The sequence below is a fragment of the Mycolicibacterium houstonense genome (assembly GCF_900078665.2).
Lineage (GTDB): Bacteria > Actinomycetota > Actinomycetes > Mycobacteriales > Mycobacteriaceae > Mycobacterium > Mycobacterium houstonense.
Map to the genome: position 1 here is coordinate 2,752,318 of NZ_LT546207.1, position 25,669 is coordinate 2,777,986.

Annotated in this window: 31 protein-coding genes; 14 read left to right on the plus strand and 17 right to left on the minus strand. The window is 65.9% G+C overall.

The features are described from left to right. Nucleotides 1-302: 302 nt before the first annotated feature. Nucleotides 303-908 (minus strand): TetR/AcrR family transcriptional regulator, encoded by a 606-nt coding sequence (locus tag BN4332_RS13855; RefSeq protein ID WP_066898968.1) that lies wholly within the window; start codon nucleotides 906-908, stop codon nucleotides 303-305. 62 nt (nucleotides 909-970) lie between these two features. On the opposite strand from BN4332_RS13855, the gene BN4332_RS13860 reads away from it, so the two are divergent. Further along, nucleotides 971-1,801, plus strand: coding sequence for an alpha/beta fold hydrolase (locus BN4332_RS13860; protein ID WP_066898969.1), 831 nt, complete (start codon nucleotides 971-973; stop codon nucleotides 1,799-1,801). Between the two features lie 200 nt (nucleotides 1,802-2,001). On the opposite strand, the gene BN4332_RS13865 is transcribed toward BN4332_RS13860, so the two are convergent. Continuing rightward, on the minus strand, nucleotides 2,002-3,624 hold the full coding sequence (locus BN4332_RS13865; RefSeq protein ID WP_066898970.1) for a fatty acid--CoA ligase: 1,623 nt from the start codon (nucleotides 3,622-3,624) through the stop codon (nucleotides 2,002-2,004). Nucleotides 3,625-3,731: 107 nt separating this feature from the next. On the opposite strand from BN4332_RS13865, the gene BN4332_RS13870 reads away from it, so the two are divergent. Then, complete coding sequence (locus BN4332_RS13870) at nucleotides 3,732-4,043, plus strand: hypothetical protein (RefSeq protein ID WP_066898971.1); 312 nt, start codon at nucleotides 3,732-3,734, stop codon at nucleotides 4,041-4,043. 3 nt (nucleotides 4,044-4,046) lie between these two features. Here BN4332_RS13870 and BN4332_RS13875 read toward each other — a convergent pair whose 3' ends face one another. Both BN4332_RS13875 and BN4332_RS13880 read right to left on the minus strand, forming a co-directional pair. Next, on the minus strand, nucleotides 4,047-4,361 hold the full coding sequence (locus tag BN4332_RS13875) for a hypothetical protein (RefSeq protein ID WP_066898972.1): 315 nt from the start codon (nucleotides 4,359-4,361) through the stop codon (nucleotides 4,047-4,049). A 131-nt stretch (nucleotides 4,362-4,492) separates the two neighbouring features. Continuing rightward, on the minus strand, nucleotides 4,493-5,854 hold the full coding sequence (locus tag BN4332_RS13880; protein ID WP_066898973.1) for a cation:dicarboxylate symporter family transporter: 1,362 nt from the start codon (nucleotides 5,852-5,854) through the stop codon (nucleotides 4,493-4,495). Between the two features lie 120 nt (nucleotides 5,855-5,974). Here BN4332_RS13880 and BN4332_RS13885 point away from each other — a divergent pair, with 120 nt between their 5' ends. Continuing rightward, complete coding sequence (locus BN4332_RS13885; protein ID WP_066898974.1) at nucleotides 5,975-7,513, plus strand: sensor histidine kinase; 1,539 nt, start codon at nucleotides 5,975-5,977, stop codon at nucleotides 7,511-7,513. Then, complete coding sequence (locus tag BN4332_RS13890) at nucleotides 7,510-8,211, plus strand: response regulator (RefSeq protein ID WP_066898975.1); 702 nt, start codon at nucleotides 7,510-7,512, stop codon at nucleotides 8,209-8,211. The genes BN4332_RS13885 and BN4332_RS13890 overlap by 4 nt, the downstream gene beginning before the upstream one ends. A gap of 1 nt (nucleotide 8,212) precedes the next feature. Here BN4332_RS13890 and BN4332_RS13895 read toward each other — a convergent pair whose 3' ends face one another. Then, entirely contained in the window at nucleotides 8,213-9,304 is a 1,092-nt protein-coding gene (locus BN4332_RS13895; protein ID WP_066898976.1) for an MmpL3/TtfA transport complex stabilizer, read from the minus strand. Between the two features lie 464 nt (nucleotides 9,305-9,768). Further along, nucleotides 9,769-10,608, minus strand: coding sequence for a peptidoglycan recognition protein family protein (locus tag BN4332_RS13900; RefSeq protein ID WP_066898977.1), 840 nt, complete (start codon nucleotides 10,606-10,608; stop codon nucleotides 9,769-9,771). A 240-nt stretch (nucleotides 10,609-10,848) separates the two neighbouring features. On the opposite strand from BN4332_RS13900, the gene BN4332_RS13905 reads away from it, so the two are divergent. Continuing rightward, nucleotides 10,849-11,544, plus strand: a complete 696-nt coding sequence (locus tag BN4332_RS13905) for a DUF3060 domain-containing protein (RefSeq protein ID WP_200820299.1) — start codon at nucleotides 10,849-10,851, stop codon at nucleotides 11,542-11,544. Here the strand turns inward: BN4332_RS13905 and BN4332_RS13910 are convergent. Continuing rightward, the gene (locus tag BN4332_RS13910; RefSeq protein WP_074133064.1) at nucleotides 11,517-12,395 is read right to left on the minus strand and encodes an alpha/beta fold hydrolase; all 879 of its coding nucleotides are present in this window, start codon (nucleotides 12,393-12,395) and stop codon (nucleotides 11,517-11,519) included. The two genes, BN4332_RS13905 and BN4332_RS13910, sit on opposite strands and share 28 nt — an antisense overlap. Nucleotides 12,396-12,497: 102 nt before the next feature. On the opposite strand from BN4332_RS13910, the gene BN4332_RS13915 reads away from it, so the two are divergent. Next, nucleotides 12,498-13,100 (plus strand): TetR/AcrR family transcriptional regulator, encoded by a 603-nt coding sequence (locus tag BN4332_RS13915; RefSeq protein WP_066898980.1) that lies wholly within the window; start codon nucleotides 12,498-12,500, stop codon nucleotides 13,098-13,100. 4 nt (nucleotides 13,101-13,104) lie between these two features. On the opposite strand, the gene BN4332_RS13920 is transcribed toward BN4332_RS13915, so the two are convergent. The 4 genes from BN4332_RS13920 to BN4332_RS13935 form a co-directional block, all read right to left on the minus strand. After that, on the minus strand, nucleotides 13,105-13,878 hold the full coding sequence (locus BN4332_RS13920; protein ID WP_066898981.1) for an amino acid ABC transporter ATP-binding protein: 774 nt from the start codon (nucleotides 13,876-13,878) through the stop codon (nucleotides 13,105-13,107). Next, on the minus strand, nucleotides 13,875-15,353 hold the full coding sequence (locus BN4332_RS13925; protein WP_235654087.1) for an amino acid ABC transporter substrate-binding protein/permease: 1,479 nt from the start codon (nucleotides 15,351-15,353) through the stop codon (nucleotides 13,875-13,877). The genes BN4332_RS13920 and BN4332_RS13925 overlap by 4 nt, the downstream gene beginning before the upstream one ends. Nucleotides 15,354-15,621: 268 nt before the next feature. Continuing rightward, the gene (locus tag BN4332_RS13930) at nucleotides 15,622-16,959 is read right to left on the minus strand and encodes a serine hydrolase domain-containing protein (protein WP_066898982.1); all 1,338 of its coding nucleotides are present in this window, start codon (nucleotides 16,957-16,959) and stop codon (nucleotides 15,622-15,624) included. A gap of 60 nt (nucleotides 16,960-17,019) precedes the next feature. Beyond that, complete coding sequence (locus BN4332_RS13935) at nucleotides 17,020-17,478, minus strand: GNAT family N-acetyltransferase (RefSeq protein ID WP_074133065.1); 459 nt, start codon at nucleotides 17,476-17,478, stop codon at nucleotides 17,020-17,022. A gap of 348 nt (nucleotides 17,479-17,826) precedes the next feature. On the opposite strand from BN4332_RS13935, the gene BN4332_RS13940 reads away from it, so the two are divergent. Further along, the gene (locus tag BN4332_RS13940; RefSeq protein ID WP_160110850.1) at nucleotides 17,827-18,120 is read left to right on the plus strand and encodes a hypothetical protein; all 294 of its coding nucleotides are present in this window, start codon (nucleotides 17,827-17,829) and stop codon (nucleotides 18,118-18,120) included. Nucleotides 18,121-18,133: 13 nt separating this feature from the next. Here BN4332_RS13940 and BN4332_RS13945 read toward each other — a convergent pair whose 3' ends face one another. Further along, nucleotides 18,134-19,090: a TauD/TfdA dioxygenase family protein gene (locus tag BN4332_RS13945; RefSeq protein WP_084459272.1), complete on the minus strand. Its 957-nt coding sequence runs from the start codon at nucleotides 19,088-19,090 to the stop codon at nucleotides 18,134-18,136. A gap of 26 nt (nucleotides 19,091-19,116) precedes the next feature. After that, nucleotides 19,117-19,431, minus strand: coding sequence for a hypothetical protein (locus tag BN4332_RS13950; protein WP_235654088.1), 315 nt, complete (start codon nucleotides 19,429-19,431; stop codon nucleotides 19,117-19,119). A gap of 157 nt (nucleotides 19,432-19,588) precedes the next feature. Here BN4332_RS13950 and BN4332_RS13955 point away from each other — a divergent pair, with 157 nt between their 5' ends. Continuing rightward, entirely contained in the window at nucleotides 19,589-19,885 is a 297-nt protein-coding gene (locus tag BN4332_RS13955) for a DUF4193 domain-containing protein (protein WP_066898984.1), read from the plus strand. Nucleotides 19,886-19,920: 35 nt separating this feature from the next. On the opposite strand, the gene BN4332_RS13960 is transcribed toward BN4332_RS13955, so the two are convergent. Continuing rightward, nucleotides 19,921-20,280: an Rv2640c family ArsR-like transcriptional regulator gene (locus tag BN4332_RS13960; protein WP_066898985.1), complete on the minus strand. Its 360-nt coding sequence runs from the start codon at nucleotides 20,278-20,280 to the stop codon at nucleotides 19,921-19,923. 100 nt (nucleotides 20,281-20,380) lie between these two features. Here BN4332_RS13960 and BN4332_RS13965 point away from each other — a divergent pair, with 100 nt between their 5' ends. Genes BN4332_RS13965 through BN4332_RS13975 form a run of 3 tightly spaced genes read left to right on the plus strand, consistent with a single transcriptional unit; the run spans nucleotide 20,381 to nucleotide 22,310 of the window. After that, nucleotides 20,381-20,833, plus strand: a complete 453-nt coding sequence (locus BN4332_RS13965) for an ArsI/CadI family heavy metal resistance metalloenzyme (protein WP_066898986.1) — start codon at nucleotides 20,381-20,383, stop codon at nucleotides 20,831-20,833. Continuing rightward, nucleotides 20,830-21,903 (plus strand): ACR3 family arsenite efflux transporter, encoded by a 1,074-nt coding sequence (gene arsB, locus BN4332_RS13970; RefSeq protein ID WP_264077216.1) that lies wholly within the window; start codon nucleotides 20,830-20,832, stop codon nucleotides 21,901-21,903. The genes BN4332_RS13965 and arsB overlap by 4 nt, the downstream gene beginning before the upstream one ends. Next, nucleotides 21,903-22,310, plus strand: coding sequence for an arsenate reductase ArsC (locus BN4332_RS13975; RefSeq protein ID WP_066898988.1), 408 nt, complete (start codon nucleotides 21,903-21,905; stop codon nucleotides 22,308-22,310). Before arsB ends, BN4332_RS13975 begins: the two co-directional genes overlap by 1 nt. Before the next feature lie 28 nt (nucleotides 22,311-22,338). Here the strand turns inward: BN4332_RS13975 and BN4332_RS13980 are convergent, their stop codons facing one another. Then, a complete protein-coding gene (locus BN4332_RS13980; protein WP_066898989.1) occupies nucleotides 22,339-23,448 on the minus strand; it encodes a hypothetical protein in 1,110 nt (369 codons plus the stop codon). Between the two features lie 137 nt (nucleotides 23,449-23,585). On the opposite strand from BN4332_RS13980, the gene BN4332_RS13985 reads away from it, so the two are divergent. From BN4332_RS13985 to BN4332_RS13995, 3 genes are read left to right on the plus strand one after another with little or no spacing between them, the layout of a single operon-like run. Next, nucleotides 23,586-23,747 carry a Cif family virulence factor gene (locus BN4332_RS13985; protein ID WP_200820300.1) on the plus strand — a complete coding sequence of 54 codons (162 nt, stop codon included), beginning with the start codon at nucleotides 23,586-23,588 and terminating at the stop codon, nucleotides 23,745-23,747. Nucleotides 23,748-23,805: 58 nt separating this feature from the next. Further along, on the plus strand, nucleotides 23,806-24,069 hold the full coding sequence (locus tag BN4332_RS13990; RefSeq protein WP_066898990.1) for a hypothetical protein: 264 nt from the start codon (nucleotides 23,806-23,808) through the stop codon (nucleotides 24,067-24,069). After that, nucleotides 24,069-24,365 (plus strand): cupin domain-containing protein, encoded by a 297-nt coding sequence (locus BN4332_RS13995; RefSeq protein ID WP_066898991.1) that lies wholly within the window; start codon nucleotides 24,069-24,071, stop codon nucleotides 24,363-24,365. Before BN4332_RS13990 ends, BN4332_RS13995 begins: the two co-directional genes overlap by 1 nt. 38 nt (nucleotides 24,366-24,403) lie before the next feature. Here the strand turns inward: BN4332_RS13995 and BN4332_RS14000 are convergent, their stop codons facing one another. Together BN4332_RS14000 and BN4332_RS14005 are read right to left on the minus strand one after the other, a co-directional pair. Then, on the minus strand, nucleotides 24,404-25,030 hold the full coding sequence (locus BN4332_RS14000) for a TetR/AcrR family transcriptional regulator (RefSeq protein ID WP_074133066.1): 627 nt from the start codon (nucleotides 25,028-25,030) through the stop codon (nucleotides 24,404-24,406). Between the two features lie 2 nt (nucleotides 25,031-25,032). Further along, complete coding sequence (locus BN4332_RS14005) at nucleotides 25,033-25,647, minus strand: TetR/AcrR family transcriptional regulator (protein ID WP_066898993.1); 615 nt, start codon at nucleotides 25,645-25,647, stop codon at nucleotides 25,033-25,035. Between the last annotated feature and the right edge of the window lie 22 nt (nucleotides 25,648-25,669).

Here is a 25,669-nt window from a genome sequence, read left to right on the forward strand (position 1 = left end):
CCCCGCCACGCCCGCGCATCCCCGCCGCCGGGCCCCGGGCACTCCCGCGCACCCCGCCGGACCCCGGGCACTCCCGCCGCGCACCCCGCCTCCGGACCTCGGGCACTCCCGCCGCGCGCCCCGGTTTGTCACGCCAGAGTGGCTCTCGCGCCCGAGCGTCACTCCAGCGTGACAGTCCGGGGCGGCCCGCCTTCCCGCTGTCACGCCAGAGTGGCCGTCGAAGCCGACAGCCACTCTGGGGTGACAAAGCCCGAAAATGTAGAGCCCGAGAAAGTGGAGCCGGAGAAGTCGAGACGGCGCACTCAGCCCGTCAACATCGCGTCGATCAGGCGGCGTAACACCTGCCTGACCTCGCGGCGGGCCTTCTTCGGATCCTCGGCGGTCGCGATGGCCATGGCCGCCTCGTCGAGCGCACCGATCAGCACGTGCGCCAGCGCCCGCACCGGCTGCTTGGCGAGCTGACCGGCCTTGATCGCCTCGGCCAGCAGCTGCTCGGTCATCCCCAGGCTGTAACGCTGGGCCACGTCGCGGAAGCCTGCCCAGCCCAGCACACTCGGCGCGTCGAGCAAGATCAACTGCCGCACCTCGGGATCACCGGACACCTCCAGCCACGCGTCGACCGCAGCCCGGATCGCATCGGCAGGCGTGGTCGCGCTCGATGCGGCCACCGCCTCGGCCAACCGCGCCATCACGTCCTGCTCCACCGCCTCGGCAACGGCCAGGAAAAGCGCTGCCTTGTCGGCGAATTGGTGATACATCGCGCCGCGGGTCACCCCGGCGGCAGTCGCGATCTCGGGGGTGCCGACGTCGGCGTAGCCGCGTTCGCCCCACAGCTGCCGGGCAGCCGAGATCAGCGCCTCACGGGTGGCCGCGGAGCGCTCCTCTTGAGTACGTCTCTTGTTTTCCATACACCCTGTTGGTAAGTTACCGGCAGACTGTTCGTAAATGTGTATCGAGCCGGGAGTCATCCATGTCGATCATTGAGATTAGCGCCGGAACCATCCATTACGAGGAATTCGGCCCAACCGACGGCAGGCCGGTGGTCTTCGTCCACGGCTACATGATGGGCGGTCAGTTGTGGCGGCAGGTCAGCTCCCGGCTCGCCGAGCGCGGCCTGCGGTGCATCGTTCCGACCTGGCCCCTGGGCGCGCATCCCGAACCGCTGCGCCCCGGTGCAGACCGCAGCATCCGCGGGATGGCCGGGATCGTCGCCGACACCCTGGCCGCACTCGATTTACAGGACGTCGTGCTCGTCGGCAACGACACCGGAGGGGTGGTCACCCAGCTCGTGGCGGTCCATCATCCGGACCGGATCGGCGCCCTGGTGCTGACGAGTTGTGATGCGTTCGAACACTTTCCGCCGCCGATCCTCAAGCCGGTGATCGTGGGCGCTCGGTCCAAGACCCTGTTCCGCGTCGGCGCCCAGGCCATGCGGATCCCCGTGGTGCGCCGGCGGGCGTTCGACGGGCTGGCGCACGCGAACATCGACGCGTTCACCCGCGAGTGGGTGCGCACCGCGCTGTCAAACCCGGCGATCGTCGAGGATCTCCGGCAGTTCTCCCTGTCCCTGCGCACCGAGGTCACCACCGCAGTGGCCGCACGGTTGCCGGAATTCGACAAGCCGACGCTCGTCGCATGGTCGGCCGACGACCTGCTCTTCGAACTCGGTGACGGCAAGCGGCTCGCCGACATCATTCCGAACGCGCGGTTCGAGGTCATCGACGGTGCGCGCACCTACTCGATGGTCGACCGGCCGGACCGCCTGGCTGATCTGCTCTCGTCGATCGCCGTGCGCGCCTAGCGTCAGCTGCCTCACCGCCGGCCACCGCATCGTCCGTTCCCGGCGACTGCATTGTCACGCTGGAGCGGCCCTCGGCATCGACAGCTGCTCTGGCGTGACAGTGCGTAGCCGGCCCACCACACTTCGTCACGCCAGAGTGGCGCTCGGGCGCGAGAGCCACTCCAGCGTGACAAACCCGCGAAGAGCCACCCCACGCGAAACTAGAGCGTGATCACCTCATAGGCACCGTCGGCGTGGCGGGCCCGGATGGTCTTTTTGTCGTACTTGCCCACACTGGTCCGCGGCACCTGCTCGATGAAGGCCCACCGCTCGGGCAGCCACCAGCGAACCACCTTGTCCGCCAAGAACTCACGAAGCTCTTCCGGGCTGGCCGAGGCATCCTCGTTGAGCACCACCACCGCCAGCGGGCGTTCCTGCCAACGCTCGTCGGGAACCCCGACGACGGCCGCCTCCAACACTGCCGGATGGGCGATCAGGTGGTTCTCCAGCTCGACCGAGGAGATCCACTCGCCGCCGGATTTGATCACGTCCTTGGCCCGGTCGGTCAGCGTCACGTAGCCCTGTTGATCGATCGAGCCGACGTCACCGGTGCGCAGCCAGCCGGAGTCGAACTTCTCGGCGTCGCGGTCCAGGTAGTACGAGCCGGTGATCCACGGCCCGCGCACCTCGACCTCGCCGACCGCCTTGCCGTCGTTGGGCAGGGGTTCACCCGCATCGTCGACGAGGCGCACCTCCACCCCGCACATCGGCCGGCCCTGGCTGACCCGCATCTCCCACTGCCGTTCCTCCGACGCCCCGGGCATCGGCTTGGCCACCGTGGCCAGCGGCGAGGTCTCGGTCATGCCCCAGGCCTGCTGGATGTACACGCCGTATCGCTCCTGGAAGGCCTGCATCAGCGAGCGCGGCACCGCCGAACCACCGCACGCCACCAACCGCAGCGACGAAACGTCGTGTCCCGGATTCTTTTCCAGGCAGTGCATGACGTCGTTCCAGATGGTCGGCACCGCACCGGCCAGGGTCGGGCGCTGGGATTCGATGAGGTCGATCAGCGAGGCACCGTCCATGAACCGGTCCGGCATCACCAGGTTGGCGCCGGCCATCAGCGCGGCATACGGCAGACCCCAGGCGTTGGCATGGAACATCGGCACGATCGGCAACACCGTGTCACTGCAGCTGACGTCGAGTGCGTTGCCCGTGCAGGTGTTCAGTGCATGCAGGTAACTCGACCGGTGGCTGTACACCACCCCCTTGGGGTTGCCGGTGGTACCACTCGTGTAACACATTGCCGCCGCAGAGTTTTCGTCGATCTCGGGCCAGTCGAACACTGTGGGTTGGGTGGCCAGCAGCTCGCCCCAGCGCAGCACGGTCTTTCCCGTCAGCGCGCCGGTATCGCCGTCGCCCACCACGATCACGGTGTCCACGGTCTCCAGCCGCGGCAGCACCGGGGCCAGCAGCGGCACCAGGGACGCATCGGCGATGACGACGCGATCAGCGGCCTCGTTGGCGATGTAGGCGATCTGTTCGGGCGCCAGCCGGATGTTGAGCGTATGCAGCACCGCGCCCATCGCCGGGGCGGCGAGGTAGGCGGCCAGATGTTCGGTGTTGTTCCACATGAAGGTGCCGACCCGATCACCACTGCCGACCCCGAGCCCGCGCAGGGCATGGGCGAGCTGAGCCACCCGCTCACCGAGCTCCCGGTAGCTGATCGTGCGGTAGCGGCCCTGGCCACTGGCGGTGGTCACGGTCCGGTCGCCGTTTACTCCGCAGGCGTGCCTCAGGATCGCGGTGATCGTCAACGGCCAGTTCTGCATGGTGCTGTTCACGGGCGCGATGCTATGCGCTCACCGGTCGGCGCCGGCGGGAACGAAACGAATTCCTCAAACGATGTATGTGGAGGAAGATGGTTCGTAACGACGAAAGGGTGCGGCCGATGCGCATGAAGTGGTCCCTGGCAGCAGTCGCGATGGCTGTATTCGGGATGATCGGTGCGTCGTCCGCAGTGGCCTCGGCCGAGGAAACCGCCCAGCAGGTGATCAGCCGGCTGGAGTCGGAGGGGTACACGGTGAAGATCGACCGGATCGGCACCGCACCGCTGGACCAGTGCACCGTCACCAGCGTGCGCAATCCGCAGAAAGTCACCCAGTGGGTGCCGTATGTCGGCCCCGGCCTCGGCGGTGACCGGATCCTGATCCCCTCGGTCACCAGCCAGACGGTGTCGGTGTCCCTGAACTGCCAGCGCTGAGGCTTACCGCGTACAGTCCAGCGACACCGTGATGGTGCGTCGCACCACGACCGGAACCAGATCGAAATCCCGCTTACCGTTCTTGCCGAACCGCTCGACCCGGATGAGCTTGGTCTGGGTCTGAGGGTTGCGGACGCTGGTGACGATGCACTGATCGAGCGGCGCATTGCCCACCCGGTCGATGTTGACCTGGAACCCTTCTGCTTCCAGCTGCCCGATGGTCACAATCGGTGACTCCGCGGCTGCCGGTGCTGCCGGCGCCAGAATGGTGCCTACTGCCGCCCCCGACGCGGCCAGCATGACGATTGTTGCTCGCATGACCGTGTCTTCTTTCTTGTCGCACTCACCTTTTCGGTGATCTCTTCACCGTTGTTACGGGCGAGGGCGGCCACGGGTTCAATGCACAGAAGGGCCCGGCCGGATACACCGACCGGGCCGCTCTCGAACGACTACACGCGTGCGGGTTCGGCGGTGACCGACGGGTGGTCGTCGACCATCGTCAGTTCGTCGAACGGATCCTCGCCGCGCAACACCGAGTTCACCTTGGCGCGGTCGACGGTGTGGGTCCACGAGCCGACGAGCAGGGTGGCCACCGCATTGCCCGAGAAGTTGGTGACCGCCCGTGCCTCGGACATGAACCGGTCGATCCCGACGATCAGGCCGACGCCGTCGAGCAGGTCGGGACGGTGGCTCTGCAGGCCGCCGGCCAGCGTGGCCAGCCCGGCCCCGGTCACCCCGGCGGCGCCCTTGGAGGCGACGATCATGAACACCAGCAGGCCGACTTGCTGCCCGACCGACATCGGGGCGCCCAGGGCGTCGGCGATGAACAGCGACGCCATGGTCAGGTAGATCGCGGTGCCGTCGAGGTTGAACGAATACCCCGTCGGCACAACGACTCCCACCGTGCTGCGGTCGACACCGAGATGCTCCATCTTGGCGATGAGACGCGGCAGCGCGGATTCCGACGACGAGGTCGAGAAGATCAACAGGTACTCGCGGGCCAGGTAGCGCACCAGCTTGAAGATCGAGACGCCGGCCACCACCCGCAGCAGCACCCCGAGCACACCGAACACGAACAGCACGCAGGTGACATAGAAGCCGAGCATCAGGGTCAGCAGCTGAGTCACGGCGGTCCAGCCGGTCTGGCCGACGACGTTGGCGATCGCGCCGAACGCACCGATCGGGGCCAACCACAGGATCATGATCAGCACCTTGAACACCAGCTTCTGCAGATGCTCGATGCCACGCAGGATCGGCTCGCCCGCGCTGCCCATCGCCTGCAGGGCGAAGCCCACCAGGAGTGCGACGAACAGCGCCTGCAGCACGCTTCCCGCCGTCAGCGACGAGAACAGCGTCTCGGGGATGATGCCCTGGACGAAGTCCATCAGCCCGCCCGCTTCGTGGGCCTTCTCCGCGAGCTCGGCGCCCTTGCCCGCCGTGGACTCGGACAGGTGCATGCCACTGCCGGGGTGGATCAGGTTGCCGACCACCAGACCGATCGCCAGCGCGAAGGTGGACATCACCAGGAAATAGACGAAGGCCAGGCCGCCGACCTTGCCGACGGTAGCCGCCTTGCGGACCGAGCCGATGCCCAGCACGATCGTGCAGAAGATCACCGGCGCGATCATCATCTTGATCAGGCTGACGAACATCGTGCCGAGCACGCCGACGCTCTTGCCGACCTCAGGCGCCACCAGGCCGACCGCCACCCCGGCGAACACCGCGACGATGACGGCGATGTAGAGCCAATGGGTACGGTCGCGGCGCTGTGGCGGCGCGGGTTGGGGTTGCCGGTCCATGGTGGTGGTCATGGCGTGTCCTCCGTATGACGAAATCGGGTCTGCAACGATGTTCGGGGTCGAGGGTGAGCCAGGTCACGTTTAAGTTCATTACGTTCAGCGACGACAACGAAACGACCGGTGGTGAGTGCGATGAACGGGTGGCGGCCGGCCAGGTGGTCCCTGGCCGGGCAGGCGATCGCGCTGCAGGTCATCGTGGTGGCGGTAGTGGTCCTGGCCGCTTCGGGGTTGGCCCTGTTCGACGCCCGCCGGGACGGCGAAGCCGCCGCCCGTCAGCAGGTGATCGGGATTGCCACCGCGCTGGCCGATTCCCCGTCGACCGCGGCGGCCATCCGGTCCGGACGCGCGACGGAGACGCTGCAGCCGGTCACCGAGGCGGTGCGCAAGGACACCGACATCGCGTTCATCACGATCATGGCGCCCGACCGGACCCGCTTCACCCACACCGATCCGGGCCAGATCGGTGGACGGTACCTCGGGACGGTCGAGCCGGCGCTGCGCGGTGAGACGTTCAGCGAGGTCTACACCGGGACGCTGGGACCGTCGGTGCGCGCGGTCGCCCCGGTCCGGGATCGCGACGGGACGATCGTGGGGCTGGTGTCGGCGGGGATCACCCAGCAGACCCTGGCCCAGCGCTGGTCGGCGCAGATTCCGACGATCGCCGCGGTAACCGCTGCGGCCCTTGCGGTTTCACTCATCGGGGTGTGGGCGATCCGGCGCAGGTTACTCCGCCAGACCCATGGCCTGCGGCCGGACGAGCTCCGCGTGATGTACGACCACCACGACGCGATCCTGCATTCGGTGTCGGAGGGCCTGATCGTGCTGGACCGCGACGGCGTGGCGCTGGCCAATGACGAAGCACGACGCCTGCTGTCCCTGCCGTCGGGGCCGGTGCGCCAGAGTGAGCTTCCGGAGTTCCTGCGCAGCCACGATCCGGGCGTCCGCGACGAGGTCCATGTCACCGACAACCGGGTGCTGGTGGTGAACCGGGCCCGAGTTGCCGGCTCCGGGGCAGAAGTCGTCACGATTCGCGACCGGACCGAATTGCAGGGCGCACTGGGCGAACTCAGCTCGCTGCAGGTGCTGGCCGACTCGCTGCGGGCGCAGGCGCACGAATCGGCGAACAAACTGCACACGGTGATCACCATGGTGGAGATGGGCCGGCCCGAGGACGCGGTGCGGTTCGCCACCAGCGAGCTCGAGCTGTCGCAGCGGCTGGTGGACCGGCTGTCGCAGGCCGTCGGCGAACCGGCGCTGGTGGCCTTGCTGCTCGGCAAGACGGCTCAGGCCGACGAACGCGGGATAACGCTGACCGTCACCGAGGACACCCAGTTGTCCACGGACGCCGTGCTGTCCGGGCAGGAGATGGTGACGGTGCTGGGCAATCTCATCGACAATGCGATGGATGCCTGTGACCGGGACGATCCATGGATCGAGGTCACGGTGAACCAGGACGAACATGAGTTGTTGATCCGGGTGGCAGACAGTGGCCCAGGTATGGATCCCGCCACGTTCGACAAAGCCATGCAGCGGGGGTATTCGACCAAGTCGGATGCTCCCGGCCACGGCCTGGGGCTGGCCCTGGTCGCCCAGACGGTGCGGCGGCACGGCGGAACGCTGCGTGCCGACGTCACGTACGGTTCGGTGGTGACCGCGACGGTGCCCACATGACCGGACCTGCCATCCGAGTGCTGATCGTTGAGGACGATCCGCTGATCGCCGAGGCTCACCAGACCTATCTTGGCCGCCTGGAAGGGTTTTCGCTGGCGGCGGTGGCACATACCGCACGTGATGCGATGCGGGCGGCAGCCGCGGCCGCGGCGTCGGAGCACCCCATCGATCTGGTGCTCCTGGATATCGGCTTGCCGGACGCCAGTGGGATCTCGTTGGCATCCGGTCTCTCCGGGCTGAGCCCCGCGCCCGACATCATCGCCATCACGTCCGAGCGGGATCTGGAGATGGTGCGCGCGGCGGTGGCCCACGGCGCCCTCGCCTATCTGCTGAAACCGTTTGCATTCGCGGCTTTTCGCGATCGGCTGGAGCGCTACCGCCGTTATCGCTCGGCGCTGCCGTCGGGAACCGACGCCGCGAGCCAGGCCGAGGTGGACCGGGCCCTGGCCGAGCTACGGGTGACGACCGACAAATCCACCGCACCGAAAGGGGCGGCACCGCAGACCACCGAGGGCATCGCGGCCGCGGTGCGGGACGAGCCCGACGGACTGACCGCCGACGAGGCGGCCAAACGCGTGGGAGTGTCGCGGGTGACGGCGTGGCGCTATCTCGAGCGCCTGGCCGATGACGGCACCGTCAACCGTACGACGGAGTACGGCAAGGCTGGGCGGCCGCGCACTCGCTACCGATGGCGCTGAATCAGGCGCCGGCCGGCTCCAGGGCGGGCATCACGTGCATCTCGACGGCGTCCACGGCGGCCAGCTGCGAGTACAGCGACTCGGCGACGTCGAAGACGTTGACCTGGCCGGCATAGTCGGCGATGTACAGCCGGGTGCCGTCGTGGCGCACGGCGACCGCCGACGGTTGCGCGTGCACGTCCATGCTGCCCTGGATCTGGCTGGTCAGCGCGCACCAGACGGTGACGCGGTCGTAGTCCACCAGGTACGCGCGGGTGGCGTCGGGGCTCAGCACCAGCTGGGTGGGCGCCCCGCCGACCTCGACCGCATCCACGACGGTGGCCCCGGACAGGTCGACGGTGTGCACCGCGCCGCGGTGCTCCAGGTCGGAGGTCAGCACGTAGGCGGCGCCGTCGCCGATCGCGATGTCGCGGATGGGGGCACCGATCCACACCGTGGCCTGCACCTGGGCGGTCTCGGTGTTGACGATGACCAGCCGGCTGCCGCGGACATCGGAGGTGGCGACGTACAACCGCTTGCCCGTCGCGTCGATCCGCAGGGCATCGAGGTTCATGCCGGAACCGGTGGCGATGTCGATCGTGCCGACCCGCTCGGCGGTGGTGTCGATGACGGCGATGTCGATGCGCTCGTGGCCGGCGCGACCGGCGAACACCCGCTTGCCGTCCGGGCTGATGGCCAGGGCGGTGACGGCGAAGGCCAGGGGGTATTCGGTCAACGTGGCGCCGGTGATGGTGTCGACGGTGACGATCGAGTCGTGCGCGGCGGTGGAGACGCTCACATAAGCGCGGTCGTCGGCGACCACGACGGCGAACGGGTCTCCGGGCAGACGGACCGACCCGACCACACCCATGGTGTGCGGGTTGATGACCGTCAGGCTCCGGGTGGCGGCGTTGGTGACCACCACGGTGTCGCGGTCGGGATCGACGGCGATGTCGCCGATGGGCCCGAGACCGATCTCGGCCAGACCGGCCACGTCGATGTCGTCGAGCGCACCGTCGAACGCGACGCTGCGGGCTGACATGTCGTCGATGGCGCGGTCATTGCGGCCAGGGCGCACCGCATCGGTCAGCGCGCGCAGGAAGTTCTTTGCCATCGTTATCGGCACCTCCGCCGGCAAGGCTTTCACCGGCTCTAGATTCCAGGTCTATCTGCGCCGGGAGTGGCGCGGTTGCATTGAGTCTAGCGACGAAACCGACAGCTTCCGGACCACTTCGCAGCGAATACGCGACAGCTGTCAACAGTCTCTCAGAATGCGCTTAAGAAATTCTTCGTTATCGACCCGTTACCTTTTGGCCGCGTCCGATTAAATGCTTGCTACCAGGGACTTCGCAGCGGGGGATAAGCGCCACACATTCCGCGGCGGACTGGTCCGTCAATAACAATTCTTACCCACTCCGGCAAAAGTGAGCGGTAAATCACACTACGACACGCCAGCAAACTTTCTTTGACGTCAACGCCCTGCGACCGGCGACGATGTGAGCCGGGTGTTACCCCTGTGAAAGATGTGCCGTGCCGACCGGGCAGTTCGCTGCACGTGGCAACCCACCAGAGACGGCGTCAGAGCCGCAACGCGGCGGCAGTGGCCGGCCCGACGATGCCGTCGACCCTCAAGCCGGGAGTGCGGCGCTGGAACTCCCTGACCGCGGCCTCGGTTTTCGGGCCGAAGACGCCGTCGACCACAAGATCACCCGCATAGGCCGCGTAGGCGGTCTTGAGCCGGCGCTGCAAGACCGCGACCAGCGGGTCCTCCATCGGCCGGAACAGCAGGATGTCGGCGTACTCCCCCACCGGAACGGGCGGTCGCGGCGTCGGCGCCGGCTTCCCGATATCGCCGATCCGCTCTTGAACGTCGGCGCGCAGGACGTTCATGTCGATGGCACCCGGATCCCACTTGCCTTGCGCTCGGCCCGCGTACTCCTTGTGTCCGATGGTGCGCGCTGAGCTCTGCGCCAACCGGCGATTGATCGCCGCACAGCATCGCACCATCGCGGAATACTGTGCGTCAGGCCAGTTCTGGCGATGCTGCGCAGTCGGACTGGTGCCGCTGTTGGCGCATTCGATGCCGATCAGATGCCAGTTGCCCATGTTCGCCGGCAGCCACGGGTACATGCCGACGCCGGCATGCCAGGCCACCCCCAGTGCCACCACCGTCACAGTGCCGTCGCGCGCGATGTGCAGCTGCGACAACGGACCCGGCAAGTCCGGGCGTCCGTCGGCGATCGACGCCGCACTGGCACGGTCAGATCCGGTGTGGTGCACCATCACCCCGCGGATATCCTTGAAATCGCCTTGCCCTCGCGTGCGCCAGCCCGGATGCTCGACGAGGTCGACGCCTTCGTCCCGGAGTACGTCGGCCAGCCAGACCGGATCACCGGTCCATCGTCCTGTCTGTGGCACTGAGATCCCTTCTCCACGTAGCAAACACTCTGGCACCACAAGGCTACGCGCGGGCCCCGACATCGGCCCGGGCTTACCGGTTCCGCCAGACTGGTTATCACCCAAGATCTTTGCTCACCGGCGACACACCAGCACGGGCCGCGGCGCGAGTATTCGCGGGGAACCACACCAGCTAACGCGATCGTCAACCGATACCGCACTTCCCGTACACAGGTCGGGGCGATGTGCGAGCATCTGCGCATGGACCCGAAGGATGACCCCGAGGCCCGCATCCGGGAGCTGGAACGCCCACTCGCCGAGGTGGCCCGCGCCTCCGAGCTCGGAACCGGTGAGCCGGCGAGTCCTGCGGATCCGCCGCCGACCCAGCCGTGGCCCCACGGAAACCCGTTCCCGCCGCCGCCTCCGGGCCCGCCGGCTCCCTGGCCGGGATACGAGCCGTACCCCGGGGCGACCCCACCGCGGCCGAGTTCGGGCGGCGCGCCGCTGATGATCCTCATCGGCGCGGTGACCATGATGCTGGTGGCCGGCGGCGTCGCGGCCTATCTGATGTTCGGCGATTCAGGTGGGGCCGGTACCGACACCCAGTCCGACAGCGAGTCGACGACCATCCGGCAAACGGCGGTCAGCCGCTTCCCGGAACCCGAAGCGGTTGCGCCGACGCAGGTCTCGCCGGGCGAGACAGTCATCGTCTCGGGCATCGGCGAGAACCGGGCCATTGATTGCCGGGACAACACCGTGATCGTCAGCGGTATCGAGAATCAGCTGGAGATCACCGGCCACTGCGTCGCCGTCACCGTCTCCGGTGTCGACAATGTCATCACCGTCGAGTCCGCGGACACCATCGGGGTCTCGGGGTTCGAGAACCGGGTCACCTTCCATACCGGGCAACCCGACGTGTCGAAATCCGGTCAGTCCAACGTGGTCGAACAGGGCTGATCGGCGTTCTCCAGCCGCCCCAGGAACTCGCTCAGCAGACCCACCAGCGGCTCCGGATTGTCTTCGGGCACCCAGGCATACGAGTCCTCGATGAACTCCAGCACGCCCTGCGGCAGCGTCCGCGCCAGCCGCGGTGCGCCCTCGGCCGGAAAGTAACGCTCATCGCGCGGCCAGACCACGAGTGCGGGCCGGTCGTAATCGGCCAGCCGTGGTGAGTACCTCGCCAGGTATGCCGGCGACAGGCCGTCGAGGAACCGTCGGAAATCCTTGCGCACCAGAGGGTCACTGCGCAGCGGCCGTAGGTAATCGGCCATGACGTCGGCCGGGATCGGGCGCTTGGTCGCACCACCATAGGTGACCGGGAGCCGCTGGAACGGTTTCAGTCCGATCGCCAGCGATTGCAGCAGCGCGGCGCCGGGAAGCGCGGTGAGCCGTGACAGAACTTTGACGGGCCACGGGTCGGAGTCGAACGCGTTCGTGGCCACGAGCACCAGGCCCTCGACCCGCTTTGGGTACTCGGCGGCGACCACCTGGGCGATGTCACCGCCGTAACCGTTACCGACCAGCACGGCCTGTTCGATGCCGAGCGCGTCGAACAGGTCGACGACCGTGCGGGCCAGGCCGGGCAGGGTGAGGTCGGCCGCCGGCAGCGCGGGTGTATGCGATCCCAACGCCAGATCAGGTGCGATGCAACGGATCTGCTCTCCGAGGCCATGCACGACATGGCGCCAGACGAGGCCGTTGGCCACCAGACCGTGCAGCAGCACCACGGGCCTGCCGCTGCCGTGTTCGCGCACCCCGACGGGGCCGCAGGGCAGCGGCACCAGCCGTCGGGAGGTGAGTGTGTTCATCATCGTGTCCTCTCGCCAGAGCATTCGGACAAATCAATACAGGCTGTATGCAAACACATGAACGCCCGAACATCAATACATACGGCTTGTTAAAATTCCCCGATGAGCGAAGACCCGCGCGACGGCCGCGAACAGCGCAGCGAAGCCACCCGAGCCGCCCTCGTCGCCGCGGCCCGCTCGCTGTTCGTCGAACGTGGCTATGCGGCGGTCTCCACCGGAGATATCGCCCGCGTCGCCGCCGTCACCCGCAACGCGCTGTACTACCACTTCCCCACCAAGGAGGCGGTGTTCCGCGCGGTCTACGAGGATGTCGAAGGCCAACTGGCCCAGCGGGTGCTCCCGGCAGCGGCGGCCCACGACACCATCCGCGGCCAGCTCGAGGCCGGCATCGAGGAATTCCTCGACGGCTGCCTGGACCCCACGGTGGCCCGGATCAGCGTGCTGCAGGCGCCGGCCGCACTGGGGTTCGCCCAGATGCGCGAGATCGACAATCGCAACTACCTGGGCACCCTGCGGGACGGCATCCGCACCGCCATCGACACGGGCGAACTCGCCGGCCTTCCGGTCGACACTCTCGCGTCCATGCTCATCGGGGCGCTGGACGAGGCCGCCCTGCTGATCGCGACCGCCGACGATCCCGCCGGGGCGCGACGCGATGCCGGAGCCGTGGCCCAGGCCCTGGTCGCCGGACTGTTCGCGAAGTAGACCACTACAGCACCTTCGACAGAAACTCCTGCAGCCGAGGGTGTTTGGGGCTGTCGAATACCGCGGCCGGAGTGTCGTCCTCGACGATGTTGCCGTCGGCCATGAAGATCACCCGGGAGGCCACCTCACGGGCAAACCCCATCTCGTGGGTGACCACCACCATCGTCATGCCGCCTTCGGCCAGATCGCGCAGCACCTGCAGCACGTCGCCCACCATCTCCGGATCGAGCGCGCTGGTGGCCTCGTCGAACAGCATGATCGACGGGTTCATCGCCAGGGCCCGGGCGATCGCGACGCGCTGCTTCTGACCACCGGACAACGTGGCCGGCTTGACGTGGGCCTTCTCCGCCAGGCCCACCTGGGTCAGCAACTCCATCGCGCGCTTCTCCGCGGCGGCCTTGTCCATCTTCTTGGTCAACAACGGCGCCAGCGTCACGTTGTCGATCACGGTCATGTGCGGGAACAGGTTGAAGTGCTGGAACACCATCCCGATGTGCTGACGAACCTTGTCCAGGTTCACCTTTCGGTCAGTGAGGTCGAAACCGTCGACGGTGACCTTGCCCGCGGTGATGTCCTCGAGCTTGTTGAGGCAGCGCAGGAAGGTGGACTTGCCCGACCCCGACGGGCCGATGACGCAGACCACCTCACCCTTGCTGATCGTGGTGTCGATGCCGTCGAGCACCACCAGATCTCCGAATGATTTCTTCAGGCCCTCGATGCGGATCTTGACGGTGCCCTCGGGTTCGGCCGCCGCGGCTTCCGGTACCAGCTGGGTCATTTCACGAGCCTCTTCTCTAGCCGGTCGGAGAGTTTGGTCAGCGCCATGATGACGATGAAGTAGATGATGCCGATGATCAGCCACATGGTGAACGACTGGTAGTTGCGAGCGATGATCAGCCGTCCGGTCTGGGTCAGCTCGGCGATGCCGATGACCGACAGGATCGAGGTGTCCTTGAGGGTGATCACGAACTGGTTCACGTAGGACGGGATCATCGTGCGGACCGCCTGCGGCAGAATCACTTTCCGCATCGTCGGCAGGTATCCGATGCCCAGGCTGCGGGACGCCTCCATCTGCCCTTTGTCCACCGACTGGATTCCGCCGCGGACGATCTCGGTCATGTACGCCCCCGCGTTGAGCGAAAGCGTGATGATGCCCGCGGTCAGCGCGGTCATCTGGAAACCCAGCGCGGTCGGGATGCCGAAGTAGATGAAGAACGCCTGCACCAGCAGGGGCGTTCCTCGGAAGATGTCGACGTAGGTGGTGCCGATCCCGCGCAGCACGATCGATCGCGAAACCCGGAAGAGGCCGAAGACGATGCCTAGCACCAGCGCGATGGCGATCGACACCACCGTGAGGATCAGCGTCATCTTCAGGCCGGCCATCAGGAACGGGAACGTGCTCTTGAGCAGGCCGATGAAGGAGTTGTCGGCCTCATTGGCGCCCTCGCCGAGGTAGTTCTCGAGGATCTCGTCGTACCGTCCGGAGTCCTTGAGCTCCTTCAGACCGGCGTTGAACTTGCTCAACAATTCGGCGTTGCGGCCCTTGTTGACCGCGAATCCGTAGCTGGAACCCTTCTCCTTCGGGGTGACGGTCTTGAACCCGTTGCCCTGCTGGATGCCGTAGTTCAGCACCGGATAGTCCTCGAAAATCGCCTGGGAGTTACCCGTCTTGACTTCCTCGAACATCGACGCCGAATCCGCGAACGAGACGATCTGGAAGCCGTACTTGTCCTTGATCGACTCGGCGAACTCCGCACCTTCGGTGCCGTTCTTGACCGCGACGCGCTTGCCCTTCAGGTCCGCGTAGGACTTGATGTCCTCGTTGGTCGCCAGCACCGCCATCTGCACGCCCGACTCGAAGTACGGGTCGGAGAAGTCGAAGACCTTCTTGCGCTCGTCGGTGATCGACATGCCGGCGATCACGCCGTCGGCCTGATTGGCCTGGACCGCCTGCAGCGCGGCATCGAAGCCCAGCGGTTTGATGGTGACGTTGAACTTCTGATTCGCCGCGATCTCGTTGATGAGGTCGATGTCGATTCCGACGAACTTCCCTGCGGCATCCTGGAATTCGAACGGCGCGAAGGTGATGTCGGTGGCGACGACGTAGGTCTCCCCCTCGGCCGCGGCGCGCGCCGGGGCCAGCATGGCCGCGCCGAACAGCCCGACCAGGGTTGCCAGTAGCGCGGCCAGCAGCCGGTGCGGGGACCGGGTCACTCCGGCGATGCCCTCGCCCGACGCGGATTCGGCTCTCATCGTCCAGTCTCCTATCCAGGTGTGAAACGACGAGTCCCCACGCTATCGCCGCGACACCGATTAGGGCGGGATTTCGGGCCACGGCGGACATCACCGGCTCGGCATCGGTGATATGACCGAGTCTCTGAGAATGCCCTGGGAACTGTTCGGGTACACCAGACGGATCAAGTCTCAACCGATGACGCCACAGAGGTTTTCGGCCCAACGCTCGATCCGAACGACGACAAACCGCGAGGCATCGCACTGATGAGGGGCCGGTGTGCGTCAGCTAGTCGTGTCCCCGTCGCGAAGCCCGGAATGTGTCTTCGTAAATGTGGAGGTCGAGCCGCGATCCGTCGATGACAACGCGGAAGCCGGGGTGAGTCGGGACGATGAAGGCCCCATCGCCAACGTGAATGAGTTCCAGGCGTTCATCTTCATCGGACCAACTCAGCATTCCGTCACGAAAAGCGATTTCGCATCCGGGAATTCCGAGATCGCTGTCGGATGAAAACTCGTAGCGTCCGCAGAATTCGTCTGTATCCGGGGCTTCCAAACGGTGGGGTACCGCGGGGACCGGCAGAATCTCATTCCACCCCGCCATGTGGGCCAAGCCGTGAAGAATCTCCCGGTTGAGCAGCGTACCGCCGTCACCATTGCTCATGACGACGAAGGCCTGATGTCCGCACAGCCACATCTGCACCCGAAAGCCCGCATTCGCCCCGCCATGCTCGATCCATCCGTCAGGACCGTTGAAAAACCCGAAATTCATGATGTCGAGGCCATCCTGGGGCTGGATGAACAAGCTCGCGAGCTCCCCTGAGAGAATTCCTGCTCCAGCAATTGACGCGCGGACACCCCCGCAGAACTTCACCAGATCACCAGGTGTCGTCCACAGACCCGCCGCTGCTCGCTGCGGGTAAATCAGGTGTCCGCCCGGCACTCGCTTCCCGTCCGCGTCGAAGCCGGCAGCAATGTCGTGCGGTGGCACCGGCCGGAAACCTGAGGCTTCCATCGACAACGGCCCGAAGACGTAGTCCGCGACCAGCGATTCGAATGATCGGCCAGAGACATCTTCGACAAGCAACTCGAGGACGGTATATCCGCCGCCTGAATAGCTGAATCGCGACCCAGGGCTTCCGATTTGTTCGATTGCCGCGTTCTTGGCGGGCGCTTCGCCGCCAAGGATTTGCGCCAATGTCGGCAGTACTTCTCCATGCGCATAGCCGTCAAATCCGTGAACATTGAAGCCGGCCGTGTGGCTGGCCAGCTGGCGCAGCGTGAATGCATCAGAGTTTTCCGGCCTCCATCGCTTGAGGAGCGGACGAACATCGGAATCGAGCGGCAGTAGGCCTTCCTCCACCATCATCAGCGACAGAAAAGCAGCTATCGCCTTGCCGGCCGAAGCCGCCTGCAACCTTGTTGTTTCCGCCATCGGGCGCTGATGATCGGAACTTCCGAGTGCGAACGTCGCCATACCCGAGCTATCTCCGAGCGCAAGCGAAACACCGGGCACACGATGGTGTTCCATACGCTCGTGAATGTTCATCGGCTGCATACGGCCCTCGATCGGGACCGCAGGCAGAAGCCCGTTGACGAGATCGACGAGGAGATCGTCCCTGTTCACTCCTGGGCTCACCTTCTTCGCCGACGCGCGGCCGCCGGGGCCCGGGACAGTTCGCAGGTGTCACGAGGGCGCATTGGTGATTTCCAGCTGGTAGATCTTCTCGCTTCCGATGAACTGCCCGGTAGGCCGGAACCCGGACGATTCGTAGAGGGAGATCGCGGCGCCATTCTTCGGCGCGACCCCGAGGCGCAAAATCTGCGCTCCGAACTCATGCGAGACTGCCCTGACCACTTCTCGAAGCGCCAAACGCCCAAATCCTCGGCGCTGAAAGCGGTGGTCGATCATCAGCCGATAGAGCCAGATATGCCCGTCATCGGGATCCGGACCGTACATGGCGAAACCAACGGTGTCCGTCTCAGAGATCACGGCCTTGGTCAGAAAGCCCGGAAGGAAGCGACTCTCCGCGATCGAGTAGAGGTTCGAGGCCACTGTGCCCTGCTGTTCCTCCGCAACGCTGAGCTCCGCCACCTCCTCCCAGTTGTCGACAGTCAGATGTTCAAGTCGCACCGTGGCAGTCACAGCGTGTGTTCTACCGAGGGCTTCTACGCGGTGCAAGCGAATTTCGCCACCGCAAGCGAGGGCGCCGGTGCGCACCACAACCCAGTCCGCTTGCGCCATAGTGTTTCTGACGGTGTGTGTGCGCGTCGCCGAGGTGCCGGTTCATCCAATTGCGCTGTGCGGGAGAGGATTAGTTGCACAGGAAAGCTCCGAGCCGCGGCGCCACCAGCCAATGGCAAACTGCGTGCCGGGCACCGAACCTCGGGAAAAGAGGTAGTGCACTACGCGTGAGGAGGAGCGGCCGCGGATCGTACGTTTTCTGCATCAGAGCGCTGGAGAGTTCGGCGCTTGGGGCAGAGGAAGTGCGACATGAGCGTTTTCCATCCGGTTTCCGTCGTCAGGCGCGAAGCCGCACAACCAACCACAGCACACCCGCGTTCTTCGGAGCCGGTGCTGATCACCGAACAACAGGTGCTGTTCGGCACCGCCGCGGCGGTGCGGTCTCCCGCCCGGCGCAACGTCGTCGCGATGATGTCGCACGCGGTGGCCTCAGTGGCCGAACGCTGGCATGCGCGCGCCGAGCGGCGGCACGCGCACTACTACCCGCCGCCGTGCAGCTATCTCGAGCACAGCATGATGGCGCGAGAGATGGACCGGCTCTGATCGGCGGGCCCGATCACCCGGCCAGGGCGACGGGGACCACCACCTCGGAGTAGCGCGATGCGTCACCGGCGATGACCCGGCTGTGCCGGCCGTGGACATCGATCGGGACATCGCCGGCCAACGTGATCCGGCTCAGCCGGCGGTACTGGTCGTCGTAGTCGGACACCGCGTAGTGCTGGGTGGCCCGGTTGTCCCAGATGGCCAGGTCGCCCAACTCCCAGTTCCATCGAATCGTGTTCTCCAGCTTGATCACCCGATTCTGCAGCAGCTGGAACAGGGTGGCCGATTCGGCCGCACTCAATCCCACGAACTGCTTGACGAAGTGCCCCAGCAACAGCACGCGCTTCCCGGTCTCCGGATGGACGCGCACCACCGGATGCTCGGTCTCGTAATACTCGGACTCGAACTCGGCGCGGTACTGCCGTTCGGTTTCGGCGAGCTGGTCGTGGCGCCCGTCGTAGTCGGCCGCGTAGTCGTACTGGTTGGTGTGCACCGCCCACAGCTTCTCGACCAGCGCGCGCAACGCCTCGGGCAGCCGGTCGTAGGCCGCCTCGGTGGACGCCCACGTCGTGGTCCCGCCGTAGTTGGGCAGTGTCACCGCCCGCAGCAGGGAGGCCTTGGGGATGCGGTCGACGAACGTCACATCGGTGTGCCAGCTGTTGGCCCGGTCATACCGAGAGTCGATGGGCAGGATCCGGTCTCCGCGCGAGGTGACGGTCGGATGAGCCCCCGTCGGGGTGCCGAGCAGCCTGGCGAAGGCCAACTGTCCTTCATCGTCGAGCTGGTGTTGCCCACGGAAGAAGATGACCTTGTGCTCGAGCAGGGCTGCGTTGATCGCGGACACCGTCCGCACGTCGAGGTTGCCGCTGACGTCGATTCCATCGATGCGGGCCCCGATGTGGGCGCCGAGCTTCACTACGCGGAGAGAGGACACCCCGTCACCATCGGCGACGGGGCGGCCGAGCACCATCTTTGCGCTCAGCGCGAGCGCAAAGATCAGTCGATACGGATGACGTACGTGCCGTCGTCGTCGCGCTCGATCTGGCCGTCGAGGGTGTTGATCCACACCGGGGTGTCGCGGCGCGACCCGAGGAACGCACTCTGCACGGCCCCGCCCGGCTGCAGATCGACATTCCACTCGTCGTCCTGGGCGACGATGGTGAGGATCTCCTCGCCGTTGGCGCGACGGATCGAGATCACCTGGCCGTTGGAGTCCAGGTCCTCCAGCTCGGCATCGTGGTCGTCGAGGTACTCGTCGAGCTCGGCATCATCGAAGATCTCGCCGTCCGGGCCCCTGACATCGTCATGCACGCCGAAGACTGTACCCAGCATCACGTCCTCCCATGAAGACCCAGGGGGGCTCCGGGCGCTAACGTGCATCCGACGTTTACAGGCTGTTCGCCCGGGGAACAACGAGTCCCGCTGCGGCGTTGGCCAAACATTGGTCTGGCAATTAGGAGGATCATCTATGGCAACCGATTACGACGCGCCCCGCGTCAAGGAGACGGACGAGGCGAGCGACGAGTCGCTCGAGGAGCTGGCAGCCCAGCGGCGCAGCTCGGCCAACACCGCGGTCATCGATGAGGACGAGGTGGTTGATTCGTTCGACCTGCCCGACGCCGACCTCTCCGGCGAAGAGCTGACCGTGCGGGTCATCCCCAAGCAGGACGACGAGTTCACCTGTTCGAGTTGTTTCCTGGTGCAGCACCGCAATCGGCTGGCGCTCCAGAAGGGTGACCAGCAGCTCTGCGTCGAGTGCGTCTGACGTAATCGACCAGCACTCCCAACCGCGGCCGTCTACTAACGGCAGCAGTTCGGGTCGAGCACAGTGCACAACGCGACGAGCGAGTCCCGGCGCGGACGGTGATAGACGTTCATGCCGCGCCGTTCGGACTCCACCATTCCGGCTCGTCGCAATTGCGACAGGTGGTGGCTGACCGTTGATTCGGCCAAGCCGACCGCAGCCGCCAGATCGCAGCCGCATACTTCCCCCGCCTCCGCGCTGAACAGCAGCGAGATCAGTTTGACCCGCACCGGGTCGGCGAGCGCCTTGAGCCGCAGCGCGATCTCAAGCGCGTCGTCATCATCGATCGGGCCGGCGGCAACAGGTGAGCAGCAGACCGGTTCGGAGGTGTCGACCACCGGTAACGCCTTGGGCATGAAACTATTCTGCCAGAGGATATTGACTTATGTCGAAGAGGTGGCATCATCGATGTTGTCCGATAGTTCGACATAAGTCATAGAGGTTGAGAAGGCTGCCATGTCCCGCACACAACTCGCCTTGAACGTCGACGACCTTGACGAGGCCATCACGTTCTACTCCAAGCTGTTCAACACCGCCCCCGCGAAGGTCAAGCCCGGTTACGCCAACTTCGCGATCGCCACTCCCCCGTTGAAGTTGGTCCTCATCGAAAACCCTGGGCACGGTGGGACTCTCAACCACCTGGGCATCGAAGTGGAGTCCAGCCAGCAGGTACACACCGAGATCGCCCGGCTTACCGATGAGGGCCTGTTCACCGAAGAAGAGATCGGGACCACCTGCTGTTTCGCCACTCAGGACAAGGTCTGGGTGACCGGTCCGGCCGGCGAGAAATGGGAGGTTTACACGGTTCTGGCCGACTCGGAAACCTTCGGCACCCAGTCGTCGGCCCTGGATTCCCCCGAGTCGGGCGGCGTGTGTTGCGGCGCGAGCGCGGCTGAGACATCGGCGTGAGCCAGACCGTCGTAGCCAAGCTCTCCACGCTGGACCGGTTCCTGCCGGTGTGGATCGGGGTGGCGATGGCCGCCGGATTGCTGCTCGGACGGTTCGTTCCGGGCATCGCCGATGCCTTGAATCAAGTTCAGGTCGACGGCATTTCACTGCCGATCGCCCTGGGCCTGCTCATCATGATGTACCCGGTGCTGGCAAAGGTCCGCTACGACCGCCTCGACACCGTCACCGGTGACCGCCGGCTGCTGATCAGCTCGCTGATCCTCAACTGGGTATTGGGCCCCGCCCTGATGTTCGCACTGGCCTGGCTGTTCCTGCCGGACCTGCCCGAGTACCGAACGGGCCTCATCATCGTCGGACTGGCCCGCTGCATCGCGATGGTCATCATCTGGAATGACCTGGCGTGCGGCGACCGGGAGGCGGCCGCCGTCCTGGTGGCGCTCAATTCGATGTTCCAGGTCGCAATGTTCGCCGTGCTCGGTTGGTTCTATCTCTCTGTGCTCCCCGGCTGGCTCGGCCTGGAGCAGACCACCATCGACACGTCGCCATGGCAGATCGCCAAGTCGGTGCTCATCTTCCTCGGCATTCCGCTGTTGGCCGGCTATCTGTCACGCCGTATCGGTGAATCGGCGAAAGGCAGGGACTGGTACGAATCGACATTCCTGCCCCGGATCGGCCCGTGGGCCCTGTACGGACTGCTGTTCACCATCGTGGTGCTGTTCGCGTTGCAGGGCGATCAGATCACCGGCCGGCCGTGGGACGTCGCGCGCATCGCGGTGCCGCTGCTGATCTACTTCGCGATCATGTGGGGCGGCGGATACGCGTTGGGCGCGATCCTGAAACTGAGCTACCAGCGCGCCACCACCCTCGCGTTCACCGCCGCGGGCAACAACTTCGAACTCGCCATCGCGGTGGCCATCGCCACCTACGGCGCCACGTCGGGTCAAGCCCTGGCCGGCGTCGTCGGCCCACTCATCGAGGTGCCCGTCCTGGTCGCGCTCGTCTACGTGTCACTGGGACTGCGAAAACGGTTCAGCCCCATAGGAGATGACCAACCGGTGAGGAGCAGTTGATGCCAGAGCGCCCGCGGCCCAGCGTGCTCTTCCTGTGCACACACAACGCCGGTCGATCACAGATGGCGATGGGCTTTTTCGCTCACCTCGCAGGTGATCGGGCTATCGTGTTCTCGGCCGGCTCGCAGCCCGCCGCCCAGGTGAATCCCGCCGCTGTCGCGGCAATGGCCGAGGTCGGCATCGACATCGCCCATGCACAGCCCCGGCGGTGGACCGACGACATCGTCGAGACAGCGGATGTCGTCGTGTCCATGGGGTGCGGAGACACCTGCCCCTACTTTCCCGGCAAGCGCTATGAGAACTGGGACCTGGCCGACCCGGCCGGCCTCGGGGTCGAAGCGGTGCGCCCGATCCGCGATGACATCGAACGGCGGGTTCGCATACTGCTCACCGATCTGGGGCTTTGATCCGGCAGATGATCCTCGGGTGAGTGGATCAGGCGTCGCTGCGCTTCGGCCCCCCGGCGGACGGTTTCGCGGCAGCGGGAGTGTTGTTGTCCTCGGACTTGGTGTGGGCCTTCGTGCCCTCGGGCTTGACCCCGATCCGCTTCTTGACGTCCGCGGTCACCCGATCGGCAAAGCTCTTGACTTCCGCCCCGACCTGTTCGGCCACATCCCTGGCCGGTTGACCGATTCGCTTCTTCGGCATCGGCGCGACCGCACGCGCCACCACGGGCGAAACCTGTTCTTCAGCAAGCATTTTCGTCGGCGGAGGCTCAGGCACGGCTGTGGCGGCGGGAACGTCAAGGGTGACGGTCTTGAACGTCGCGTCGACGCCGAGGGGCCGCTCCACCGACGGGGTGCGCAGTTCTGACGTTCCGAAGTCCGGCGGCGGTGGCGGTGCGGTCGCCAGCGCGGTGGCGATCCCCAGCTGTGCGGCCTCGATGCCTTCCACGACGGACCTCGCGCCGTCTCCGAGTGAGATCAGGAAGTTCCTCGTTCCTTCGACCGTGGCATCGACGATATTGCTGAGGTTGAAGGTCAGTACCGCGGCGATCAGATTCTGCGTGCCCTGGATAAAGGCGGTCGCAACGCCACTGCCGGCATCGAGAAATCCGTTCGCCACGTCGATGACCGCTTGCGGCCACGCGGCCTGCAGCGCCGCCTCCACCACCAGATACTTCTGGTTGCGCCAGATCGCCGAATCCAGCAGCGGTTGCCCGACGGCCACCACAGCGTCGCGCGCCGCGGAGGTGAAGGTATCGAATGCGCCGACGAAATCGCGGGCGAAGATCTCCTGGATGATCTCCACCGTGACACCGGGAATGGCGAGCACGGACTGGCCCAGACCGATGCCGGCCTGCGCCAGTCCCGCCAGATATACCGCCCAGTTCTCGGCCCAGTTGCGGATCGACTGCCGCACGATGGGCAGGGTCAGGATGTAGGGCAACTCGAAATCGGTGAGCTGAAATTCGGGCACGACCTTGGGTGGCGCCACTTGCACATCTGGCGCCGGCCACGACGGCGCGATCGGTGCCATCGCCACCGCCGCCGCGCCGACCATCGCGACTCCGGTGGCAAACCACGGGCGCACCGCTCCGTCCATGCACGAACCCCAATCCTGAGAGTCACTTGAATTGACGGAACTGTAACCCCTGACACGTGGAGCGGCACGCCAAGCACGGAAACGGAGTCGCCGAGATCGGCCCCACGGCCCCGGCATGTTGGCCTACCGTGGCGTTCGTGACCGAGGACGCCGTGCGACAGCGCATCGCCGAGGGTGTGAACGCGATCCGTGCGCGCGATCTCGATGCACTGACCGCCCGATACGCCCGTGACGTCGTCTCGTTCGACCTCGGTGCGCCATTGCGGTACGCCGGCGACGACAACAAGCGAAGGGCGTGACGTAATGCCACCTCGACAACACAAGGTTCGCCGACTCGTCGTCATTGCCGGATTGGCCATGGCCGCCGCAGCACCCATCGCAGCCCTCGCGGCCCCGTCGACCGCGGCGGCATCGTGCCCGGCAGGCGAGGACAACGACACCTACACCGGTACGTGCATCCCGTACCTGGTGCCGAATTCACCGGGCGCCGCCACGTTGTGCCCGCCCGGGGTGGGCGGCACCGAATGCGGGTCGGCGCAAGTTCCGCCCGCGGCGCCCCCACCTGTGGCTCCACAGCAGCCCGAGGAGGAACTCGAAGACGTCAGCACGCCGGACTTCTGATGGCCGATTCGACGGGTTCCCGGGGTGAGATCCAGCTGGAGAACGATTTGTTCCGGGTGACGAAGTGGACGATCGAACCCGGTGGGGCGATCCCGATGCACCGGCATGAACACGAGTACGTGGTGGTCCCGCTGGTCACCGACACCATGCACGTCGTGACGGCCGACGGCGTCGAGATCGTCGCCAATCTGGTCGCAGGACAGAGCTATTCACGCCCTGCTGGCTCCGAGCACACGGTCGAGAATCGCGGTAACCGCGACTCGATCGTGTTCGTCGAGGTCGAGCGGCTGACCTGACGTCGGCCTCGATGTCGCCCCCGGGGCGGTCGAACCCCTCAGGGCAGGTTGATTCGCCAGTACAGTCCGATGAGAAAATCGGACAGGTCGGCCGGCGTGATCTCAAGGAGGCCTTCGGCCCACGAGATCAACAGTTCCGAGGCGGCCCCCGAGACGGCGAAGGCCTTCATACGGGCGTCGACCGGGCTGCTGGCGAAGTCACCCACTGCGCTACCCGACCATCGGAAGAAGTTCGCGGCAGCGCGGGTCAGGATCTCGTTCCGGCGGGTACCGGCACGGCCCCCTTTGCCGAGCGCCTCGACGAAAATGATGCGGATCATGCGCGGGTCGGCGGCGAGGGCGTCGACCGCGGTTCGCAATGCGGCCGAGATCCGGGCGAAGGCATCACCAGAGGCATCGGCGACGGCGGCGTCCACTTCGCGCTCGACCGTATCCATGGTGTTCTCGAGCACCGCATCGAACAGCGTGTCCAGATCGGCGAAGTTCTCGTAGAAATACCGCTCGGTCAGCCCCGCCTCGGTGATCACGTCCTTGACCCGGACAATCCCGGAATCGGCAGAACCGAACAGGCTCATGCCCGCCTCGACCAGCTTCCGCCGCCGTTCAGCGATCCGCTCTTCTCCGGTGACTCCGCCGTACACCCGGCTTGCGCCCGAAGCCGACACCTTCACTCCCCGTTGGGCGCAGCGAGTCCGGCGGCAACGGCATTGGCCGCCGCCTTTCCGGCCGTGTGCATCGGCGCGGACGACCGCGTGGTGCGCGACAACAGAACCGCACCCTCGATAAGACAGAAGATCTCCACTGACACATCACGAGCACGCTCGCCGGTCATGCCTGCCGCAGTGAAACGCTGCTGCAGGACGCTCAGCCACGATTCGAATGCCTCAGCGGCGGCGGCCCGCATCAACTCGTCATTGTTGGCCACTTCCAACGCGATCGTGGCAACCGGGCACGCGTAGCCGTAATCAGATTCTTCGAGATGGTGCGCGGCTTGCCGGAACGCAGCCGCCGTCGCCTCGACAACGTCGACTTCCTGCGGGTACACGGACTCGAGTAGTTCGCGATAACGGTCACCGCCGTAGGTGAGCGCGGCGGCACCCAACTCCTGCTTACCGCCGGGGAAGAAGTGGTATAGGGAACCGTACGGCGCTGCGGCCGCCGACAGAACGGCCTTGATACCAGTCGCCCCAAAGCCCTGCCGACTGAATAGATCTGCTGCGGACTCCAAGAGGCGCACTCGTGTTTCAACCGGCTTGCGCGTCGCTGGGGAACTGGCAGTCACACGCACAGACTACTCTACTAGA

Excerpts from the sequence above, each read along its gene's own strand:
- BN4332_RS13960 (WP_066898985.1), bottom strand. The coding sequence starts at position 20,280 with ATGCCCAAGGCGTTACCGGTGGTCGACACCTCCGAACCGGTCTGCTGC.
- BN4332_RS13945 (WP_084459272.1), bottom strand. The coding sequence starts at position 19,090 with ATGGTGCTCGGCCGCCCCGTCGCCGATGGTGACGGGGTGTCCTCTCTC.
- BN4332_RS13975 (WP_066898988.1), top strand. The coding sequence starts at position 21,903 with ATGCCAGAGCGCCCGCGGCCCAGCGTGCTCTTCCTGTGCACACACAAC.
- BN4332_RS13880 (WP_066898973.1), bottom strand. The coding sequence starts at position 5,854 with ATGACCACCACCATGGACCGGCAACCCCAACCCGCGCCGCCACAGCGC.
- BN4332_RS13990 (WP_066898990.1), top strand. The coding sequence starts at position 23,806 with ATGGCCGCCGCAGCACCCATCGCAGCCCTCGCGGCCCCGTCGACCGCG.
- BN4332_RS13910 (WP_074133064.1), bottom strand. The coding sequence starts at position 12,395 with ATGAACACACTCACCTCCCGACGGCTGGTGCCGCTGCCCTGCGGCCCC.
- BN4332_RS13875 (WP_066898972.1), bottom strand. The coding sequence starts at position 4,361 with ATGCGAGCAACAATCGTCATGCTGGCCGCGTCGGGGGCGGCAGTAGGC.
- BN4332_RS13905 (WP_200820299.1), top strand. The coding sequence starts at position 10,849 with ATGGACCCGAAGGATGACCCCGAGGCCCGCATCCGGGAGCTGGAACGC.
- BN4332_RS13860 (WP_066898969.1), top strand. The coding sequence starts at position 971 with ATGTCGATCATTGAGATTAGCGCCGGAACCATCCATTACGAGGAATTC.
- BN4332_RS13855 (WP_066898968.1), bottom strand. The coding sequence starts at position 908 with ATGGAAAACAAGAGACGTACTCAAGAGGAGCGCTCCGCGGCCACCCGT.
- BN4332_RS13920 (WP_066898981.1), bottom strand. The coding sequence starts at position 13,878 with ATGACCCAGCTGGTACCGGAAGCCGCGGCGGCCGAACCCGAGGGCACC.
- BN4332_RS13995 (WP_066898991.1), top strand. The coding sequence starts at position 24,069 with ATGGCCGATTCGACGGGTTCCCGGGGTGAGATCCAGCTGGAGAACGAT.
- BN4332_RS13895 (WP_066898976.1), bottom strand. The coding sequence starts at position 9,304 with ATGGCAAAGAACTTCCTGCGCGCGCTGACCGATGCGGTGCGCCCTGGC.
- BN4332_RS13980 (WP_066898989.1), bottom strand. The coding sequence starts at position 23,448 with ATGGACGGAGCGGTGCGCCCGTGGTTTGCCACCGGAGTCGCGATGGTC.
- BN4332_RS13955 (WP_066898984.1), top strand. The coding sequence starts at position 19,589 with ATGGCAACCGATTACGACGCGCCCCGCGTCAAGGAGACGGACGAGGCG.
- BN4332_RS13925 (WP_235654087.1), bottom strand. The coding sequence starts at position 15,353 with ATGAGAGCCGAATCCGCGTCGGGCGAGGGCATCGCCGGAGTGACCCGG.
- BN4332_RS13940 (WP_160110850.1), top strand. The coding sequence starts at position 17,827 with ATGAGCGTTTTCCATCCGGTTTCCGTCGTCAGGCGCGAAGCCGCACAA.
- BN4332_RS13885 (WP_066898974.1), top strand. The coding sequence starts at position 5,975 with ATGAACGGGTGGCGGCCGGCCAGGTGGTCCCTGGCCGGGCAGGCGATC.
- BN4332_RS13870 (WP_066898971.1), top strand. The coding sequence starts at position 3,732 with ATGCGCATGAAGTGGTCCCTGGCAGCAGTCGCGATGGCTGTATTCGGG.
- BN4332_RS13965 (WP_066898986.1), top strand. The coding sequence starts at position 20,381 with ATGTCCCGCACACAACTCGCCTTGAACGTCGACGACCTTGACGAGGCC.
- BN4332_RS13915 (WP_066898980.1), top strand. The coding sequence starts at position 12,498 with ATGAGCGAAGACCCGCGCGACGGCCGCGAACAGCGCAGCGAAGCCACC.
- BN4332_RS13890 (WP_066898975.1), top strand. The coding sequence starts at position 7,510 with ATGACCGGACCTGCCATCCGAGTGCTGATCGTTGAGGACGATCCGCTG.